The organism is Methylophaga pinxianii, assembly GCF_020447225.1.
Taxonomy (GTDB): domain Bacteria; phylum Pseudomonadota; class Gammaproteobacteria; order Nitrosococcales; family Methylophagaceae; genus Methylophaga; species Methylophaga pinxianii.
On the sequence record NZ_JAJAEO010000129.1, the window covers coordinates 1 to 13,854 of the forward strand.

The window sequence follows — 13,854 nt, forward strand, 5'->3', positions numbered from 1 at the left end:
AACGCAAGTACCCACACAAATTACTTGATACCAGTTTTTTAAAGAGCTTGCAGTTCTTGTCGTCCTGCAAAGAAGCGAGAATTATACAGCCACTCGCCAGGCTGTCAACAGTTAAAACCAGTTATTTTCTTTAAACTTGAAAACATTCTTTCTTGTTCAATTTAAATCAATGCGTTAGAAAAGATTGTTTAACAAAATAGATGTCTTATATATGACTAAACCGGCGTAAAGCCGGTTTAGTTAGCAATGAACAACGCTAAATATTATGCAGATGCTTCAGTTTCTGCAACTGAACGGTCAACTAGTTCAACAATAGCCATAGGGGCTTTATCACCATCACGTAAACCTGTTTTCAATACACGTACGTAACCACCAGGACGGTTAGCTGAACGAGGAGAAACATCATTAAACAATTTGGTTACTGCATCGCGACTACCTAAACGAGCAAAAGCTAAACGACGATTAGCAACGCTATCAGTTTTACCTAAAGTAATAAGTGGCTCAATCACACCTCGCAACTCTTTAGCTTTAGGAAGAGTTGTGCGAATGACTTCATGCTCTAACAGTGAAGAAGCCATATTTTTGAACATAGCTTTTCTGTGGCTGCTATTGCGGTTTAATTTACGACCTGAATTACGATGACGCATGGTTCTTACCCTATTCTTTGTGCTGAATTACTTCAGTATTATTTTTGCTCTAAAGAAGCAGGTGGCCAGTTATCAAGGTGCATGCCCAGAGACAAGCCTTTTGATGCCAGGACTTCTTTGATTTCTGTCAGGGACTTTTTACCAAGATTTGGTGTTTTCAAAAGTTCCATTTCAGTACGTTGAATCAAATCACCTACGTAATAAATATTTTCTGCTTTGAGACAGTTAGCCGAACGAACCGTTAAGTCTAAATCATCGATGGCCTGTAATAAAGCTGGATCGATTGGTGGTTGTTTAGGCTCTGATGCCGCTTCTTCAATGACAGTAAAATCTACAAAAGAAGTTAACTGATCACTCAGGATAGTAGCGGCATATTTAATTGCATCTTCTGCATCTAAAGTGCCGTTAGTCTCAACATCAATGATCAATTTGTCCAAATCTGTACGATTTTCAACACGTGCACTTTCGACAGCATATGTCACAAGGCGTACAGGACTGAATGATGCATCGAGATGCAGCTGACCAATAGCACGGTCTTCATCTTCACCTAAAGAACGGCTGTTAGCAGCAGAATAACCACGACCTTTAACTACTTTAAAGGTAATCGAAAGACTTCCGCCAGTTAAATTAGCAATAACATGTTCAGGATTAGTCACCACAACATTGTGAGGTAACTGAATATCTGCGGCAGTAACAGGGCCAACACCTTCTTTGTTCAGACTAAGGACAGCTTCGGTTGCATCATGCAACTGTACAGCAATGCCTTTCATGTTGAGAAGGATATCTAGGACGTCTTCTTGCACACCGGTAATAGCTGAGTATTCATGCACAACACCGTCGATTTGTGCTTCAACAACAGCCGCACCTTCCATTGAGGAAAGCAGGATTCTACGTAATGCATTACCCAGCGTATGACCAAAACCACGCTCAAGCGGCTCCAGTACCAGACGTGTACGTGTGTCACTAAACTTTTGGATATCGACAATCCTTGGTTTAAGAAATTGACTCGTATAAGTCGTCATGCAAATTCCTCTAATAAATCCATATCGGATTTAGTTATGTCTATTTCGAGTAAAGCTCTACAACCAGGTTTTCTGAAAGTTCGGCCGGCAATTCATCACGTTCAGGAGTACGTTTAAACACACCTGACAGAGCTTGCGTATTGACTTCGATCCATTCTGGAAAACCTAATTGCTCTGCTACTGACATAGCGTTAACAATACGTTCTTGTTTTTTAGCTTTTTCACGGATCTCAACAACATCTCCTTCTTTGACTTGATAAGAAGGAATATTTGTCACACGGCCGTTTACCATAATTGCTTTATGTGAAACAAGCTGTCTTGATTCAGCACGGGTCGAACCAAATCCCATGCGATAAACAACATTATCTAAACGTTGTTCTAAAAAGTTCAACAAGTTTACACCGGTTGCGCCTTTCTTTTGATCAGCAAGTTTGTAGTAATTACGAAACTGTTTTTCAAGCACACCGTACATACGACGAATACGTTGTTTAGCACGCAACTGCACGGCATAGTCAGATTCACGACCACGACGTGCACCATGTTGACCTGGCTTTTGTTCAATCTTGCATTTGCTTTCGAGAGGATTACCTCTGCTCTTAAGAAAAAGGTCAGTGCCTTCTCTACGACTTAGCTTGCAAGTTGGGCCACGATATTTTCCCATTAGTGTTACTCCAAAAACCTGTTAAACGCGACGACGCTTAGGAGGACGGCAACCATTATGAGGAATGGGCGTCACGTCTGTAATATTAGTAATCTTAAACCCTAAATTATTTAAGGCACGGACCGCTGATTCACGACCAGGGCCTGGACCTTTAATTTCTACATCCAGGTTTTTCATACCGAATTCTTTCACAACTTCGCCAGCTTTTTCAGCAGCTACCTGTGCGGCAAACGGTGTACTTTTACGAGAACCGCGAAATCCACATCCACCTGCTGTTGCCCATGAAAGCGCATTACCTTGGCGATCGGTAATCGTTATTATCGTATTATTAAATGATGCATGAACATGAGCGACACCGTCGACCACATTCTTTTTAACGCGTTTGCGTTGTCGTGCTGATGAATTTGCCATCGAAGCGCCTCTTAACTTACTTAATCATACGGCGAGGACCTTTACGAGTCCTTGCGTTAGTTTTAGTTCTCTGCCCGCGTACTGGCAGACCTCTGCGGTGGCGTACGCCACGGTAACAACCTAAGTCTTTCAGACGTTTAATATCCATTGAGACTTCACGACGCAAATCGCCTTCGACAATGTATTTAGCAACTTCAGTACGAAGTGCTTCAACTTCTTGTTCATTCAGATCGCGAATCTTAACATCAGGTGCAATACCTGCGGCTTCACATATCTTTTGTGAACGAGTACGACCAATGCCGTAAATCGATGTGAGTGCAATTACCGTGTGCTTTTGCACAGGAACATTTATACCAGCTATACGAGCCATTCAATTACCCTAAATTTCTCAGGAGTGAACAGTGAATTGTAACATACAAAACTACAGTTCAACAACAATCACCGAACAGTCAAATTTAACCTTGACGTTGCTTATGTCGAGCTTCTTTGCAAATAACACGCAGAACCCCGTTTCTTTTTACGATCTTGCAATTACGGCAAATCTTTTTTACTGATGCCTGAACTTTCATTAAATTTTCTCCAGCAAACTATTTGTAAAGTTAACGTAAAAAACCGCCAACTCCATTATTATTCTTGTTTGATTTACGCATCAAACTTTCATACTGCTGCGACATCATGTGTGATTGGACTTGTGAGACAAAATCCATTGTCACTACGACGATGATAAGCAAAGAGGTACCACCGAAATAGAAAGGCACACTCCAATAAAGTATAAGAAACTCTGGCAATAAACAGACAGCTGTAATATAAACAGCACCAGCTAAAGTTAATCGCCCCATTACCGTATCGATATAGCGCGAGGTTTGCTCACCAGGTCTTATTCCAGGAATGAAGGCTCCTGACTTTTGCAAGTTCTCAGCTGTTTCTTTTGGGTTAAACACTAAAGCAGTATAAAAGAAACAAAAGAATATAATTGCTAATGCATAAGCCATTACATACATAGGTTGGCCGGGTGACATTAATGTTGAAATATCACTTAACCATCCCATACCTTCCGAGGAACCAAACCAACCAGCAATCGTCGCCGGAAACAAAATAATGCTTGAAGCAAAAATAGGTGGGATAACTCCAGCCATATTTAGCTTCAACGGCAAGTGAGTTACCTGACCAGCCATCATTTTCCGTCCTTGCTGACGTTTAGCATAATGTATTGGTATGCGACGCTGAGCTCTTTCTACAAAAACTACAAATGCTGTGACAGCAAGCGCCATTACCAATAATGCAATTACCAAAAATGGAGCAAGCTGACCAGTTCTTGCTAATTCAAGTGTTCCACCAACAGCAGAAGGTAGGCCAGCAACAATACCTGCAAATATAATTATTGATATACCATTGCCAATACCACGTTCTGTAATTTGTTCACCTAGCCACATTAAAAACATTGTGCCCGTTACTAATGTAACTACTGCTGTAAAACGGAATAACATCCCTGGGTCGATTACTACACCCGTACCACCCGCCTGTTGGCTTTCCAATGCTATAGAGATACCAATAGCCTGAAATGTTGCTAAAGCAAGCGTGCCATATCGTGTATATTGAGTAATCTTCCGTTTGCCTGCAGCACCTTCTTTTTTAAGTTGTGCAAGTTTTGGGTGAACTACTGTTAACAGCTGCATTATGATAGAAGCCGATATATACGGCATAATTCCTAATGCAAATACAGACAACCGCTCTAGAGCACCACCTGAAAACATGTTAAACATGTCCAGAATTGTTCCACGCTGCTGTTCAAACATGATTGCTAGGGCTGCTGGATCAATTCCGGGTACTGGAATAAATGTACCTAAACGATAAACTAATAACGCACCCAAAACAAAGAGAAGACGACTTTTAAGTTCACCGTAACGTCCTCCGCTCATCATTGCGGCAGCTTGTTGTCTGTTTTTTTCCACAAATATTACTCTTCGACCTTACCACCGGCAGCTTCTACAGCAGCTTTTGCACCTGCAGTAATAGCCATACCTTTTAGAGTTACAGCCTTAGTAAGCTCACCAGAGTTAATTACTTTTACACGTAAGGTATTTTCAGGAACAGCACCAGCAGATTTCAGTGTCAATAAGTCAACAACATCTGCTTCAATGGCAGCAATTGTATCTAAACGTACCTGGGCAGTGGTTCTACCAACGCGTGAACTAAATCCAACTTTAGGCAAACGACGTTGCAAAGGCATTTGACCGCCTTCAAACCCACGCTTATGAAAACCTCCTGAACGCGCTTTTTGACCTTTATGTCCACGACCACAGGTTTTACCCAGACCGGAACCGATACCACGACCTACACGTTTAGCTGATTGTTTTTCACCTTCAGCTGGCGCTATAGTATTTAAGTTCATGTTTATGCTTCCTCAACCTTCAACAGGTAAGAAACATGATTAATCATGCCTCTATTCTCAGGCGTGTCGATAACAACAGCACTACTACCTGTTTTACGTAAACCTAAACCTGCTACACAGGCTTTGTGTTTTTCAAGTCTGCCAATGGTACTTTTTACCAAAGTGACTTTTAATTTTGCTTGTGAACTCATTTGATTATTCCATGATCTCTTTAACCGACTTGCCACGTTTGGCAGCGATAGATTCAGGGTTATTCATGTCAGTAAGGCCGTTAATAGTAGCGCGAACTACATTCAAAGGATTGGTAGATCCAATCGATTTGGCCAGAACATTGTGAACACCAACAGCATCAAATACGGCACGCATTGCACCACCGGCAATAACGCCCGTACCTTCAGAAGCAGGTTGCATAAACACCTTAGCGGCGCCATGACGTGCAGTCAGAGGGTGGTGCAGAGTATCACCATTCAACACAACTTTCTTCATGTTTTTACGCGCTTCATCCATTGCCTTTTGAATTGCAACTGGAACTTCACGCGCTTTACCTTGGCCAAAGCCAACACGTCCGTTACCGTCACCAACAATAGTCAATGCAGAAAAACCAAATACCCGACCACCTTTTACGACTTTTGCGACGCGGCGGATACCTACTAACTTTTCAATCAAGCCATCTGATGCGGCTTGGCGTTGTTCATTCTGTGCCATGAGTCTTACCTTATATAACTAGAACTGCAAGCCGTTTTCACGTGCTGCATCAGCCAGGGCCTTAACGCGACCGTGATAACTAAAACCGGAACGATCAAAGGCAACCTGCGTAATACCTTCTTTTGCTGCACGTTGTGCAACAGTCTTTCCAACCAATTCGGCTGCAGCTACATTTCCAGTACCTTCAAGTGCTTTTTTCACTTCAGGATCCAAGGTAGAAGCAGAAGCAACTACTTTAGAACTGTCGTGAGTAAGGACTTGTGCATAGATATGACGCGGCGTTCTGTGAATTGTAAGTCTATAGACTTCCAATTCTCTGATTTTGGCACGCGCTCTTGCAGCTCTGCGTAATCTTGACGATTTTTTATCCATGATTCAGCCTAATTATTTTTTCTTAGCTTCTTTACGAGCAACATATTCATCTGAATAACGAACACCTTTACCTTTATATGGTTCTGGTGAACGATAAGCACGAATATCTGCCGCCACTTGTCCGACCGCTTGTTTATCAGCGCCCGAAACAACAATTTCTGTTTGACTTGGTGTCTCTACTGTTATCCCAGCAGGCACATCATATTGAACAGGATGTGAAAAACCGAGAGTCAAATCGAGTTTGTCACCTTGCGCTTTAGCACGGTAACCCACTCCAACCAATGTTAATTTTTTTTCAAACCCTTTTGAAACACCATCAACCATGTTACTGATTAATGCTCTAGCGGTACCTGTTAAGGCTACAGCTTGTTTCGAGTTGTTTTTTGCGACGGTCTTGAGTGCAGAACCTTCCTGCGACACTTCCACATCGGAATGAAAAGTACGTGACAATGTTCCTTTCGAACCTTTAACCGTAACTTCACTACCGTTGAGAGCAACCTCAACACCAGCAGGTATTTCAACTGGCGCATTTGCAATACGTGACATGTTCTATCTCCTGGAAATAAGGCTTAGCTAACGGCACACAGGACTTCACCGCCCTGTCCAAGTGCACGCGCTTTACGATCAGCCATCACACCTCTAGAGGTAGAAACGATAGCAACACCAAGACCACCGATTACTTGCGGGATTTTATCCGCAGAACGGTAAACGCGAAGGCCTGGACGGCTGATACGGTTGATTTGTTCGATAACCGGTTTGCCTTCAAAATATTTCAGGCTAATGCTCAATAACGGTTTTCCCGCATTTTCATTAACACTGAAATCAGCAACATAACCTTCATCTTTAAGAACTTGAGCAATACTCAGTTTCACTTTAGAAGAAGGCATCGTTACATCAACTTTATTTGCCTGTTGGGCATTGCGGATACGTGTCAACATATCAGCAATTGGGTCAGTCATACTCATTTAATTTAGCTCCACAAAACAGTTTGGCAACTACCAACTCGCCATGACTAGGCCAGGAATATCGCCATTCATTGCATGTTCACGCAGTTTGTTTCTTGAAAGACCAAACTTACGGTAATAACCGTGTGGACGACCAGTAATTTCACAACGATTACGCATACGTACTGCACTTGAGTTACGTGGTAATGCATGAAATTTCTTAGCAGCAATTTCACGTTCTTCCATACTCAGAGATGAATTGATCATTTGCTTTTTCAATTCAGCACGTTTGGCAGCGTACTTCTCTACCATTTTTGCTCTTTTAATCTCGCGATTAATCATGCAACGTTTAGCCATAACTTATTCCACCCGGACTTGGTTTATTTTCTAAAAGGAAACTTGAATGCAGTTAATAAAGCACGTGACTCTTCTGCTGTCTTAGCAGTGGTGGTAATGGTGATATCCATTCCGCGTGTTTTATCAATCTTATCAAACTCAATCTCAGGGAAAATGATTTGCTCTTTAATCCCCATACTGTAGTTTCCTTGACCATCAAATGATTTCGGGTTTAATCCACGAAAGTCACGAATTCTCGGAATAGAAATGCTAATCAGACGATCCAGAAAATCATACATACGCTCGCTGCGCAGTGTGACTTTACAACCGATCGGCCAGCCTTCACGCACTTTAAAACCTGCTACTGACTTGCGGGCTTTCGTAACGACAGCTTTCTGACCTGAAATCGCTTCCATATCAGCAACAGCATTTTCGAGAACCTTCTTATCAGTCAGCGCTTCACCCACACCCATATTTAAGGTGATTTTGGTAATGCGTGGCACTTCCATAACGGATTTGTAGCCAAACTGCTCTTGCAGTTGCTTGACTACTTCTTCACGATAAAAATCTTTTAATCTGCTCACTTTAATATCCCAACTCTAAGCTCAAGCGCCAACGGTTTCGCCGTTCGACTTGAAGACGCGAACTTTGCGGCCATCTTCGAGAAATTTGAAACCCACTTTATCGCCTTTTCCAGAAGCTGGATTCAGCAAAGCAAGATTCGACCCATGAATTGGCATTTCTTTTTCAACAATACCACCTGTGCGTCCTAACGCCGGGTTTGGCTTAGTGTGCTTTTTGACAAGATTAATGCCTTGAACAACAAACTTACCACCTTCGACCCGACGTAGGATTTCGCCTTGTTTACCACGGTCTTTTCCAACCGTAACAACAACTTGATCGCCTTTTACTAATCTTTCCATCCTTCAGCGCTCCTACTTAAAGTACTTCCGGTGCCAATGAAATGATCTTCATGAATTTTTCACCACGAAGCTCACGTGTGACCGGGCCGAAAATACGTGTACCAATTGGCTGATGCGCAGCATTTAATAAGACTGCAGCATTAGTATCGAAACGGATAACCGACCCATCTGGACGGCGAACACCTTTACGAGTTCTAACGATGACAGCATTATGCACATCACCTTTTTTTACTTTTCCACGCGGCGCAGCCTCTTTAATAGTGACTTTAATAACATCACCAATTCCAGCATAACGACGGTGTGAACCACCTAAAACTTTGATGCATTCTACCCGTTTAGCACCGCTATTATCGGCCACATCGAGACTGCTTTGCATTTGAATCATGGTCTAAACTCCAAACTGAATAGTTGCTTACTTCGCACGATCAATAATGTCGACCAGCTTCCAGCACTTCGTCTTAGACAGTGGGCGCGATGAGGCAACACTTACTACGTCCCCGATATTACATTCATTATTTTCATCATGAACATGTAACTTCGTTGAACGTTTCACATATTTTTTGTAGATCGGATGGGCGACACTACGTTCTACTAGAACCGTAATGGTTTTATCCATCTTGTCACTGACAACACGACCAATTAAAGAACGTGCATTTTTTTCTTGTTCACTCATTTCAGTGCCCTATTTATTCTCAGTCAGTACAGTCTTGATGCGTGCAATATCACGGCGCACACGCTTCAGCTCAGAGTTACGTGTCAACTGGCCGGTAGCGTTTTGCATACGCAAATTAAACTGTTCTTTGTGAAGTTCACCTAGCTCTTTAGCTAGATCCTCAGCAGATTTTTGTCTAATTTCGCTCGCTTTCATTACAGTATCGCCCGAGTTACAAATGTCGTTTTAACAGGAAGTTTTGCTGCTGCAAGACGGAATGCTTCACGAGCAATCTCTTCAGTAACACCTTCCATTTCATAGAGCATGCGACCAGGCTGAACATTTGCTACCCAGTATTCAACATTACCCTTACCTTTACCTTGACGCACTTCCAGTGGCTTACTGGAAATTGGTTTATCTGGAAAAACACGGATCCAGATTTTACCACCACGTTTAATGTGACGGGTCATAGCGCGACGTGCTGCCTCAATCTGCCGGGCAGTGATACGACCACGATCTAATGACTTCAAACCGAACTCACCAAAACTTACTTTGGCGCCACGGTGAGCCAGGCCACGGTTACGCAGCTTCTGCTGCTTTCTAAATTTCGTTCTTTTTGGCTGTAACATTGGTTATAACCTTATTTTTCTGCAGGTGTGTTTTGTGCCTGAGCATCAAAAACTTCACCTTTAAAAATCCAAACCTTCACACCGATAATACCGTAGGTGGTTTTAGCTTCTGCAGTACCATAATCGATATCAGCACGCAGAGTATGTAAAGGAACACGACCTTCACGGTACCATTCAGTACGAGCAATCTCTGCGCCATTGAGGCGACCAGCAACATTAATACGAATACCTTCAGCACCAACACGCATAGTGTTTGTAACTGCACGTTTCATAGCACGACGGAACATAATGCGACGTTCAAGTTGTTGCGCAACACTCTCAGCAACTAACGTAGCGTCAAGCTCAGGTTTGCGAATTTCTTCAACGCCGACATTGACAGGAATACCCATGATTTCTGATGCTTCCTGGCGAAGCTTGTCGATATCTTCGCCTTTTTTACCAATAACGATTCCTGGACGGGCCGTATGAATGGTAATTTTTGCATTCTTAGCTGGTCTGTCGATTTGAATCTTGCTCACAGAAGCGTGTGCAAGTTTCTGCTTAAGATAGTTTCGTACCTTCAGATCATTATTCAGCATTTCTGCAAAATTGGCTGAATCCGCATACCAGATTGAATTCCAATCTTTAATTATACCAAGTCTGAAACCAGTTGGGTGAACCTTTTGTCCCATAAGTATTCTCTCTTACTTTTCGTCTACAACCACAGTGATGTGGCTTGTACGTTTAAGAATGCGATTACCACGGCCTTTAGCACGAGGCGACATACGCTTCATTGTTGGACCATCATCAACCATTACGGCTGAGACGTATAATTCATCAATGTCAGCACCATCATTGTGTTCAGCATTTGCAATCGCTGAGTCCAATACGCCCTTCATTAAATCAGCAGCTTTTTTAGGGCTGAAAGCTAGAATGTTGATAGCGCGTTCAACGGGCAAACCTCTGATTTGATCCGCTACCAAACGCACTTTCTGTGCTGAAATGCGTGCATAGCTGAGTTTAGCTTTTGTAGCCATATCTTAACCTTATCGCTTAGATTTCTTATCGGCGGCATGACCTTTAAAGGTACGTGTTGGTGAAAACTCACCTAACTTATGCCCTACCATATCTTCTGTGACAAACACAGGTACATGCTGTTTACCATTGTGAACAGCCAGAGTTAGACCAATCATATCCGGGGAGATCATTGAACGACGTGACCAAGTTTTGATCGGACGTTTGTTACTTGCATCTCTCGCTTCCAAGACCTTCTTTTCAAGGTGATGGTCAATGAATGGACCTTTTTTAATTGAACGCGGCATGTGAAATTCCTAGCCTTTTATTTACGATTACGACGACGTACGATCATATTATCCGTACGTTTATTCTTACGAGTCTTATAGCCTTTAGTCGGCACGCCCCAAGGTGTTACAGGATGACGTCCGCCCGATGTGCGACCTTCACCACCACCATGAGGATGATCAACAGGGTTCATGACCACACCGCGAACGGTAGGACGAACACCACGCCATCTTTTAGCACCCGCTTTACCTAATGAACGTAATGAATGTTCACCGTTACCGACTTCACCCATTGTTGCTTTACAGTCAAGCGGTACTTTACGAGTTTCACCACTGCGTAAACGAATTGTGGCATAGCCATTTTCACGAGCTACATATTGAACACTGCTACCGGCACTACGTGCTAATTGAGCACCTTTGCCAGGTTTCAACTCAACACAATGGACAGTGCTACCCAGAGGAATAGCTGCCAATTTTAATGTATTTCCGGCACGAATCGATGCATTCTCACCTGACTCAAGGCGATCACCAGCAGTGATACCTTTAGGAGCGATAATGTAGCGTTTCTCACCATCAGCATAGCTTAACAGTGCAATGTGCGCAGTACGATTAGGATCATATTCAATACGTTCAACTACAGCAGGGATGCCGTCTTTGTTACGTTTAAAATCAATAACGCGATAACGTTGTTTGTGACCGCCACCTTGATGACGGACAGTAATACGACCAGCGTTGTTACGACCACCATTTTTAGTCTTTTTCTCTACCAAAGGAGCATATGGAGCACCTTTGTACAGATCTGGAGTACTTACCTGCACAACAAATCTGCGACCTGCTGATGTAGGTTTAGCCTTTTTTAATGCCATTCCTGTTTCCTCACCCGTATTCTGTATTATTCGCCAAGGAAGTTGAGATCAGCACCATCAGCTAATGTCACATAGGCTTTTTTCCAATCACTACGTTTACCGAAACTACGGCCGACGCGTTTGACTTTGCCTTTAACATTGGCTGTTGATACAGCAGCAACTTTCACATCAAATAAGCTTTCAACGGCTTTTTTGATTTCAGCTTTGTTGGCGTTAGGTAATACTTTAAGTACTACCTGATTATGATCTTCGGCAACACGTGATGCTTTTTCAGCAACCACTGGGCCAAGAATAATTTTGCTTAAGCGTTCTGTATTCATACAAATGATTCCTCAAGCTTACGAATAGAGTCTTCACTCATTACGACTTTTTCAAAACGCAATAATGCAACTGGGTTTACGTGAGCAGCATCTGTCGCAGCAATGTTATATAAATTGCGCGATGCCAATGCCAAATTACCGGCGGCATTTTCACAAACGATTAAAGCGTTTTCAATACCCAGAGATTTTGTCATCGCTAACAAATCTTTTGTTTTAGGCGAATCGAGCTCAACTTTATCAACTACAACTAATGCATCTTTACGACGTAACTCTGACAAAATGACAGAAATCGCGTTGCGATACATTTTGCGATTAACTTTTTGACTGTAATCACGATTTTTTGATGCAAATGTAACGCCACCACTACGCCATAATGGACTACGGATGGTACCTGCACGCGCACGGCCACTTCCTTTTTGTGAAAATGGCTTTCTACCACCACCACTCACTTCTGAGCGAGTTTTTTGTGCATGTGTACCAGAGCGTGCACCTGCCAAATAAGCAGTCACGACCTGATGTACTAATGATTCGTTAAACTCACGATCAAGAAATGCATCAGAAACTGTTATGTTTCCGCCTTTCTTACCGTTGAATGTTTGTAACTGAAGATCCACGTTAATTCCCCTCAGAATCTTTCTTAGGCTTTCACAGCTGGGCTAACGACGACATTACTGCCTGTTGCACCTGGCACTGAGCCTTTAACCAAAATCAGGTTCCGTTCCGCATCCACTCTGACAACAGAAAGATTTTGCAACGTGCGTTTTTTATCACCCATATGGCCAGCCATTTTTTTACCCTTGAACACTCGTCCAGGAGTTTGACATTGACCAATTGAACCCGGCGCTCTATGTGACAAAGAGTTACCATGAGTCGCATCACCACCACGGAAACCGTAGCGTTTTACAACACCAGCAAAGCCTTTACCTTTTGTCAGGCCAGAAACATCAATTTTCTGTCCAGCTTCAAATATATCTACTTTCAGTTCTGCACCAACTGTCAGCTCATCATGTGAATCCACACGGAACTCACAGACCTTACGACCAGCAGCTGCCTGCGCCTTAGCAAAATGACCCGCCTCAGGCTTGGTAACACGTGATGCTTTACGCTCACCCACTGTAACTTGAATAGCGTTGTAACCATCTGTATCAACTGATTTCAACTGGCTGATACGGTTTGGTTCTACTTCAATAACTGTAACCGGAGTAGATACACCATCTTCTGAGAAGATACGTGTCATACCGCGTTTACGACCGATGAGTCCGATAGTCATGACCCAACCCCTCTTAGTTCAACTTAATCTGAACGTCTACGCCAGCGGCGAGGTCCAGCTTCATCAGAGCATCAACTGTTTTATCAGTTGGCTCAACAATATCCATAAGACGTTTGTGCGTACGAATTTCGTACTGTTCACGAGCATCTTTGTTCACGTGTGGTGAAATCAGCACGGTGAAACGTTCTTTCTTAGTCGGCAATGGAATTGGTCCATTAATCCGAGCTCCGGTACGTTTCGCTGTTTCAACGATTTCTTTAGCTGATTGATCAATCAAACGATGATCAAATGATTTCAGCCTAATTCTAATAGTTTGGGTTGCTGCCATTTCTATTACTCAACGATTTTACTAACGACACCAGCACCAACGGTGCGGCCGCCTTCACGAATAGCAAAACGTAAACCTTCTTCCATCGCAATCGGA

The 13,854-nt window shown here is 42.8% G+C and carries 29 protein-coding genes; all 29 read right to left on the reverse strand.

The genetic code is table 11. The features are described from left to right. Positions 1–263: 263 nt before the first annotated feature. Entirely contained in the window at positions 264–647 is a 384-nt protein-coding gene (gene rplQ, locus LGT40_RS01685; RefSeq protein WP_226069755.1) for a 50S ribosomal protein L17, read from the reverse strand. Positions 648–685: 38 nt separating this feature from the next. Further along, positions 686–1,669, reverse strand: a complete 984-nt coding sequence (locus tag LGT40_RS01690; RefSeq protein WP_226069754.1) for a DNA-directed RNA polymerase subunit alpha — start codon at positions 1,667–1,669, stop codon at positions 686–688. 40 nt (positions 1,670–1,709) lie between these two features. Next, a complete protein-coding gene (gene rpsD, locus LGT40_RS01695) occupies positions 1,710–2,330 on the reverse strand; it encodes a 30S ribosomal protein S4 (protein WP_226069753.1) in 621 nt (206 codons plus the stop codon). A 21-nt stretch (positions 2,331–2,351) separates the two neighbouring features. Beyond that, positions 2,352–2,741, reverse strand: coding sequence for a 30S ribosomal protein S11 (gene rpsK / locus LGT40_RS01700; protein WP_226069752.1), 390 nt, complete (start codon positions 2,739–2,741; stop codon positions 2,352–2,354). A 16-nt stretch (positions 2,742–2,757) separates the two neighbouring features. Beyond that, entirely contained in the window at positions 2,758–3,111 is a 354-nt protein-coding gene (gene rpsM / locus LGT40_RS01705; protein ID WP_226069751.1) for a 30S ribosomal protein S13, read from the reverse strand. A gap of 85 nt (positions 3,112–3,196) precedes the next feature. Next, positions 3,197–3,310 carry a 50S ribosomal protein L36 gene (rpmJ, locus tag LGT40_RS01710; protein WP_009726913.1) on the reverse strand — a complete coding sequence of 38 codons (114 nt, stop codon included), beginning with the start codon at positions 3,308–3,310 and terminating at the stop codon, positions 3,197–3,199. Between the two features lie 30 nt (positions 3,311–3,340). After that, positions 3,341–4,693 (reverse strand): preprotein translocase subunit SecY, encoded by a 1,353-nt coding sequence (gene secY / locus LGT40_RS01715; RefSeq protein ID WP_226069750.1) that lies wholly within the window; start codon positions 4,691–4,693, stop codon positions 3,341–3,343. A gap of 5 nt (positions 4,694–4,698) precedes the next feature. Next, the gene (rplO, locus tag LGT40_RS01720; RefSeq protein ID WP_226069749.1) at positions 4,699–5,133 is read right to left on the reverse strand and encodes a 50S ribosomal protein L15; all 435 of its coding nucleotides are present in this window, start codon (positions 5,131–5,133) and stop codon (positions 4,699–4,701) included. 2 nt (positions 5,134–5,135) lie between these two features. After that, positions 5,136–5,324 carry a 50S ribosomal protein L30 gene (gene rpmD / locus LGT40_RS01725; protein ID WP_226069748.1) on the reverse strand — a complete coding sequence of 63 codons (189 nt, stop codon included), beginning with the start codon at positions 5,322–5,324 and terminating at the stop codon, positions 5,136–5,138. 4 nt (positions 5,325–5,328) lie between these two features. Further along, positions 5,329–5,838, reverse strand: a complete 510-nt coding sequence (gene rpsE / locus LGT40_RS01730) for a 30S ribosomal protein S5 (protein ID WP_014707477.1) — start codon at positions 5,836–5,838, stop codon at positions 5,329–5,331. An 18-nt stretch (positions 5,839–5,856) separates the two neighbouring features. After that, a complete protein-coding gene (gene rplR, locus LGT40_RS01735) occupies positions 5,857–6,210 on the reverse strand; it encodes a 50S ribosomal protein L18 (protein WP_014707478.1) in 354 nt (117 codons plus the stop codon). A 12-nt stretch (positions 6,211–6,222) separates the two neighbouring features. Further along, on the reverse strand, positions 6,223–6,756 hold the full coding sequence (gene rplF, locus LGT40_RS01740) for a 50S ribosomal protein L6 (protein ID WP_226069747.1): 534 nt from the start codon (positions 6,754–6,756) through the stop codon (positions 6,223–6,225). Between the two features lie 23 nt (positions 6,757–6,779). Then, positions 6,780–7,175, reverse strand: a complete 396-nt coding sequence (gene rpsH, locus LGT40_RS01745; RefSeq protein ID WP_226069746.1) for a 30S ribosomal protein S8 — start codon at positions 7,173–7,175, stop codon at positions 6,780–6,782. A 30-nt stretch (positions 7,176–7,205) separates the two neighbouring features. Further along, positions 7,206–7,511, reverse strand: coding sequence for a 30S ribosomal protein S14 (gene rpsN, locus LGT40_RS01750; RefSeq protein WP_226069745.1), 306 nt, complete (start codon positions 7,509–7,511; stop codon positions 7,206–7,208). 23 nt (positions 7,512–7,534) lie between these two features. Then, positions 7,535–8,074, reverse strand: a complete 540-nt coding sequence (gene rplE, locus LGT40_RS01755) for a 50S ribosomal protein L5 (protein ID WP_226069744.1) — start codon at positions 8,072–8,074, stop codon at positions 7,535–7,537. A gap of 21 nt (positions 8,075–8,095) precedes the next feature. Beyond that, on the reverse strand, positions 8,096–8,413 hold the full coding sequence (gene rplX, locus LGT40_RS01760; RefSeq protein ID WP_069296932.1) for a 50S ribosomal protein L24: 318 nt from the start codon (positions 8,411–8,413) through the stop codon (positions 8,096–8,098). A 16-nt stretch (positions 8,414–8,429) separates the two neighbouring features. Further along, complete coding sequence (gene rplN, locus LGT40_RS01765; protein ID WP_089418555.1) at positions 8,430–8,798, reverse strand: 50S ribosomal protein L14; 369 nt, start codon at positions 8,796–8,798, stop codon at positions 8,430–8,432. A gap of 27 nt (positions 8,799–8,825) precedes the next feature. Continuing rightward, positions 8,826–9,086, reverse strand: a complete 261-nt coding sequence (gene rpsQ / locus LGT40_RS01770) for a 30S ribosomal protein S17 (protein ID WP_226069743.1) — start codon at positions 9,084–9,086, stop codon at positions 8,826–8,828. Between the two features lie 9 nt (positions 9,087–9,095). Beyond that, on the reverse strand, positions 9,096–9,281 hold the full coding sequence (gene rpmC, locus LGT40_RS01775; protein ID WP_014707486.1) for a 50S ribosomal protein L29: 186 nt from the start codon (positions 9,279–9,281) through the stop codon (positions 9,096–9,098). Then, a complete protein-coding gene (gene rplP / locus LGT40_RS01780) occupies positions 9,281–9,694 on the reverse strand; it encodes a 50S ribosomal protein L16 (RefSeq protein ID WP_069296935.1) in 414 nt (137 codons plus the stop codon). The genes rpmC and rplP overlap by 1 nt, the downstream gene beginning before the upstream one ends. Positions 9,695–9,705: 11 nt before the next feature. Continuing rightward, a complete protein-coding gene (gene rpsC, locus LGT40_RS01785; RefSeq protein WP_226069742.1) occupies positions 9,706–10,365 on the reverse strand; it encodes a 30S ribosomal protein S3 in 660 nt (219 codons plus the stop codon). A gap of 12 nt (positions 10,366–10,377) precedes the next feature. Continuing rightward, positions 10,378–10,710: a 50S ribosomal protein L22 gene (gene rplV, locus LGT40_RS01790; protein WP_014707489.1), complete on the reverse strand. Its 333-nt coding sequence runs from the start codon at positions 10,708–10,710 to the stop codon at positions 10,378–10,380. A gap of 9 nt (positions 10,711–10,719) precedes the next feature. Beyond that, complete coding sequence (gene rpsS / locus LGT40_RS01795; RefSeq protein ID WP_041354584.1) at positions 10,720–10,995, reverse strand: 30S ribosomal protein S19; 276 nt, start codon at positions 10,993–10,995, stop codon at positions 10,720–10,722. Between the two features lie 17 nt (positions 10,996–11,012). Next, a complete protein-coding gene (gene rplB, locus LGT40_RS01800) occupies positions 11,013–11,840 on the reverse strand; it encodes a 50S ribosomal protein L2 (protein WP_226069741.1) in 828 nt (275 codons plus the stop codon). A gap of 26 nt (positions 11,841–11,866) precedes the next feature. After that, positions 11,867–12,160 (reverse strand): 50S ribosomal protein L23, encoded by a 294-nt coding sequence (rplW, locus tag LGT40_RS01805; protein WP_014707492.1) that lies wholly within the window; start codon positions 12,158–12,160, stop codon positions 11,867–11,869. Beyond that, positions 12,157–12,774 (reverse strand): 50S ribosomal protein L4, encoded by a 618-nt coding sequence (gene rplD / locus LGT40_RS01810; RefSeq protein WP_226069740.1) that lies wholly within the window; start codon positions 12,772–12,774, stop codon positions 12,157–12,159. The genes rplW and rplD overlap by 4 nt, the downstream gene beginning before the upstream one ends. 23 nt (positions 12,775–12,797) lie before the next feature. Continuing rightward, positions 12,798–13,430, reverse strand: a complete 633-nt coding sequence (rplC, locus tag LGT40_RS01815; protein WP_226069739.1) for a 50S ribosomal protein L3 — start codon at positions 13,428–13,430, stop codon at positions 12,798–12,800. 13 nt (positions 13,431–13,443) lie between these two features. Further along, positions 13,444–13,758, reverse strand: a complete 315-nt coding sequence (gene rpsJ / locus LGT40_RS01820) for a 30S ribosomal protein S10 (RefSeq protein WP_007144672.1) — start codon at positions 13,756–13,758, stop codon at positions 13,444–13,446. A gap of 5 nt (positions 13,759–13,763) precedes the next feature. Continuing rightward, positions 13,764–13,854: EF-Tu C-terminal domain-related protein (locus LGT40_RS01825; RefSeq protein ID WP_226343144.1), on the reverse strand; the 91-nt coding region annotated here is incomplete at its 5' end.

Coding starts and splice junctions, on each gene's coding strand:
- rplQ (WP_226069755.1), bottom strand. CDS start 647: ATGCGTCATCGTAATTCAGGTCGTAAATTAAACCGCAATAGCAGCCAC.
- LGT40_RS01690 (WP_226069754.1), bottom strand. CDS start 1,669: ATGACGACTTATACGAGTCAATTTCTTAAACCAAGGATTGTCGATATC.
- rpsD (WP_226069753.1), bottom strand. CDS start 2,330: ATGGGAAAATATCGTGGCCCAACTTGCAAGCTAAGTCGTAGAGAAGGC.
- rpsK (WP_226069752.1), bottom strand. CDS start 2,741: ATGGCAAATTCATCAGCACGACAACGCAAACGCGTTAAAAAGAATGTG.
- rpsM (WP_226069751.1), bottom strand. CDS start 3,111: ATGGCTCGTATAGCTGGTATAAATGTTCCTGTGCAAAAGCACACGGTA.
- rpmJ (WP_009726913.1), bottom strand. CDS start 3,310: ATGAAAGTTCAGGCATCAGTAAAAAAGATTTGCCGTAATTGCAAGATC.
- rplO (WP_226069749.1), bottom strand. CDS start 5,133: ATGAACTTAAATACTATAGCGCCAGCTGAAGGTGAAAAACAATCAGCT.
- rpmD (WP_226069748.1), bottom strand. CDS start 5,324: ATGAGTTCACAAGCAAAATTAAAAGTCACTTTGGTAAAAAGTACCATT.
- rpsE (WP_014707477.1), bottom strand. CDS start 5,838: ATGGCACAGAATGAACAACGCCAAGCCGCATCAGATGGCTTGATTGAA.
- rplR (WP_014707478.1), bottom strand. CDS start 6,210: ATGGATAAAAAATCGTCAAGATTACGCAGAGCTGCAAGAGCGCGTGCC.
- rplF (WP_226069747.1), bottom strand. CDS start 6,756: ATGTCACGTATTGCAAATGCGCCAGTTGAAATACCTGCTGGTGTTGAG.
- rpsH (WP_226069746.1), bottom strand. CDS start 7,175: ATGAGTATGACTGACCCAATTGCTGATATGTTGACACGTATCCGCAAT.
- rpsN (WP_226069745.1), bottom strand. CDS start 7,511: ATGGCTAAACGTTGCATGATTAATCGCGAGATTAAAAGAGCAAAAATG.
- rplX (WP_069296932.1), bottom strand. CDS start 8,413: ATGGAAAGATTAGTAAAAGGCGATCAAGTTGTTGTTACGGTTGGAAAA.
- rplN (WP_089418555.1), bottom strand. CDS start 8,798: ATGATTCAAATGCAAAGCAGTCTCGATGTGGCCGATAATAGCGGTGCT.
- rpsQ (WP_226069743.1), bottom strand. CDS start 9,086: ATGAGTGAACAAGAAAAAAATGCACGTTCTTTAATTGGTCGTGTTGTC.
- rpmC (WP_014707486.1), bottom strand. CDS start 9,281: ATGAAAGCGAGCGAAATTAGACAAAAATCTGCTGAGGATCTAGCTAAA.
- rplP (WP_069296935.1), bottom strand. CDS start 9,694: ATGTTACAGCCAAAAAGAACGAAATTTAGAAAGCAGCAGAAGCTGCGT.
- rpsC (WP_226069742.1), bottom strand. CDS start 10,365: ATGGGACAAAAGGTTCACCCAACTGGTTTCAGACTTGGTATAATTAAA.
- rplV (WP_014707489.1), bottom strand. CDS start 10,710: ATGGCTACAAAAGCTAAACTCAGCTATGCACGCATTTCAGCACAGAAA.
- rpsS (WP_041354584.1), bottom strand. CDS start 10,995: ATGCCGCGTTCAATTAAAAAAGGTCCATTCATTGACCATCACCTTGAA.
- rplB (WP_226069741.1), bottom strand. CDS start 11,840: ATGGCATTAAAAAAGGCTAAACCTACATCAGCAGGTCGCAGATTTGTT.
- rplW (WP_014707492.1), bottom strand. CDS start 12,160: ATGAATACAGAACGCTTAAGCAAAATTATTCTTGGCCCAGTGGTTGCT.
- rplC (WP_226069739.1), bottom strand. CDS start 13,430: ATGACTATCGGACTCATCGGTCGTAAACGCGGTATGACACGTATCTTC.
- rpsJ (WP_007144672.1), bottom strand. CDS start 13,758: ATGGCAGCAACCCAAACTATTAGAATTAGGCTGAAATCATTTGATCAT.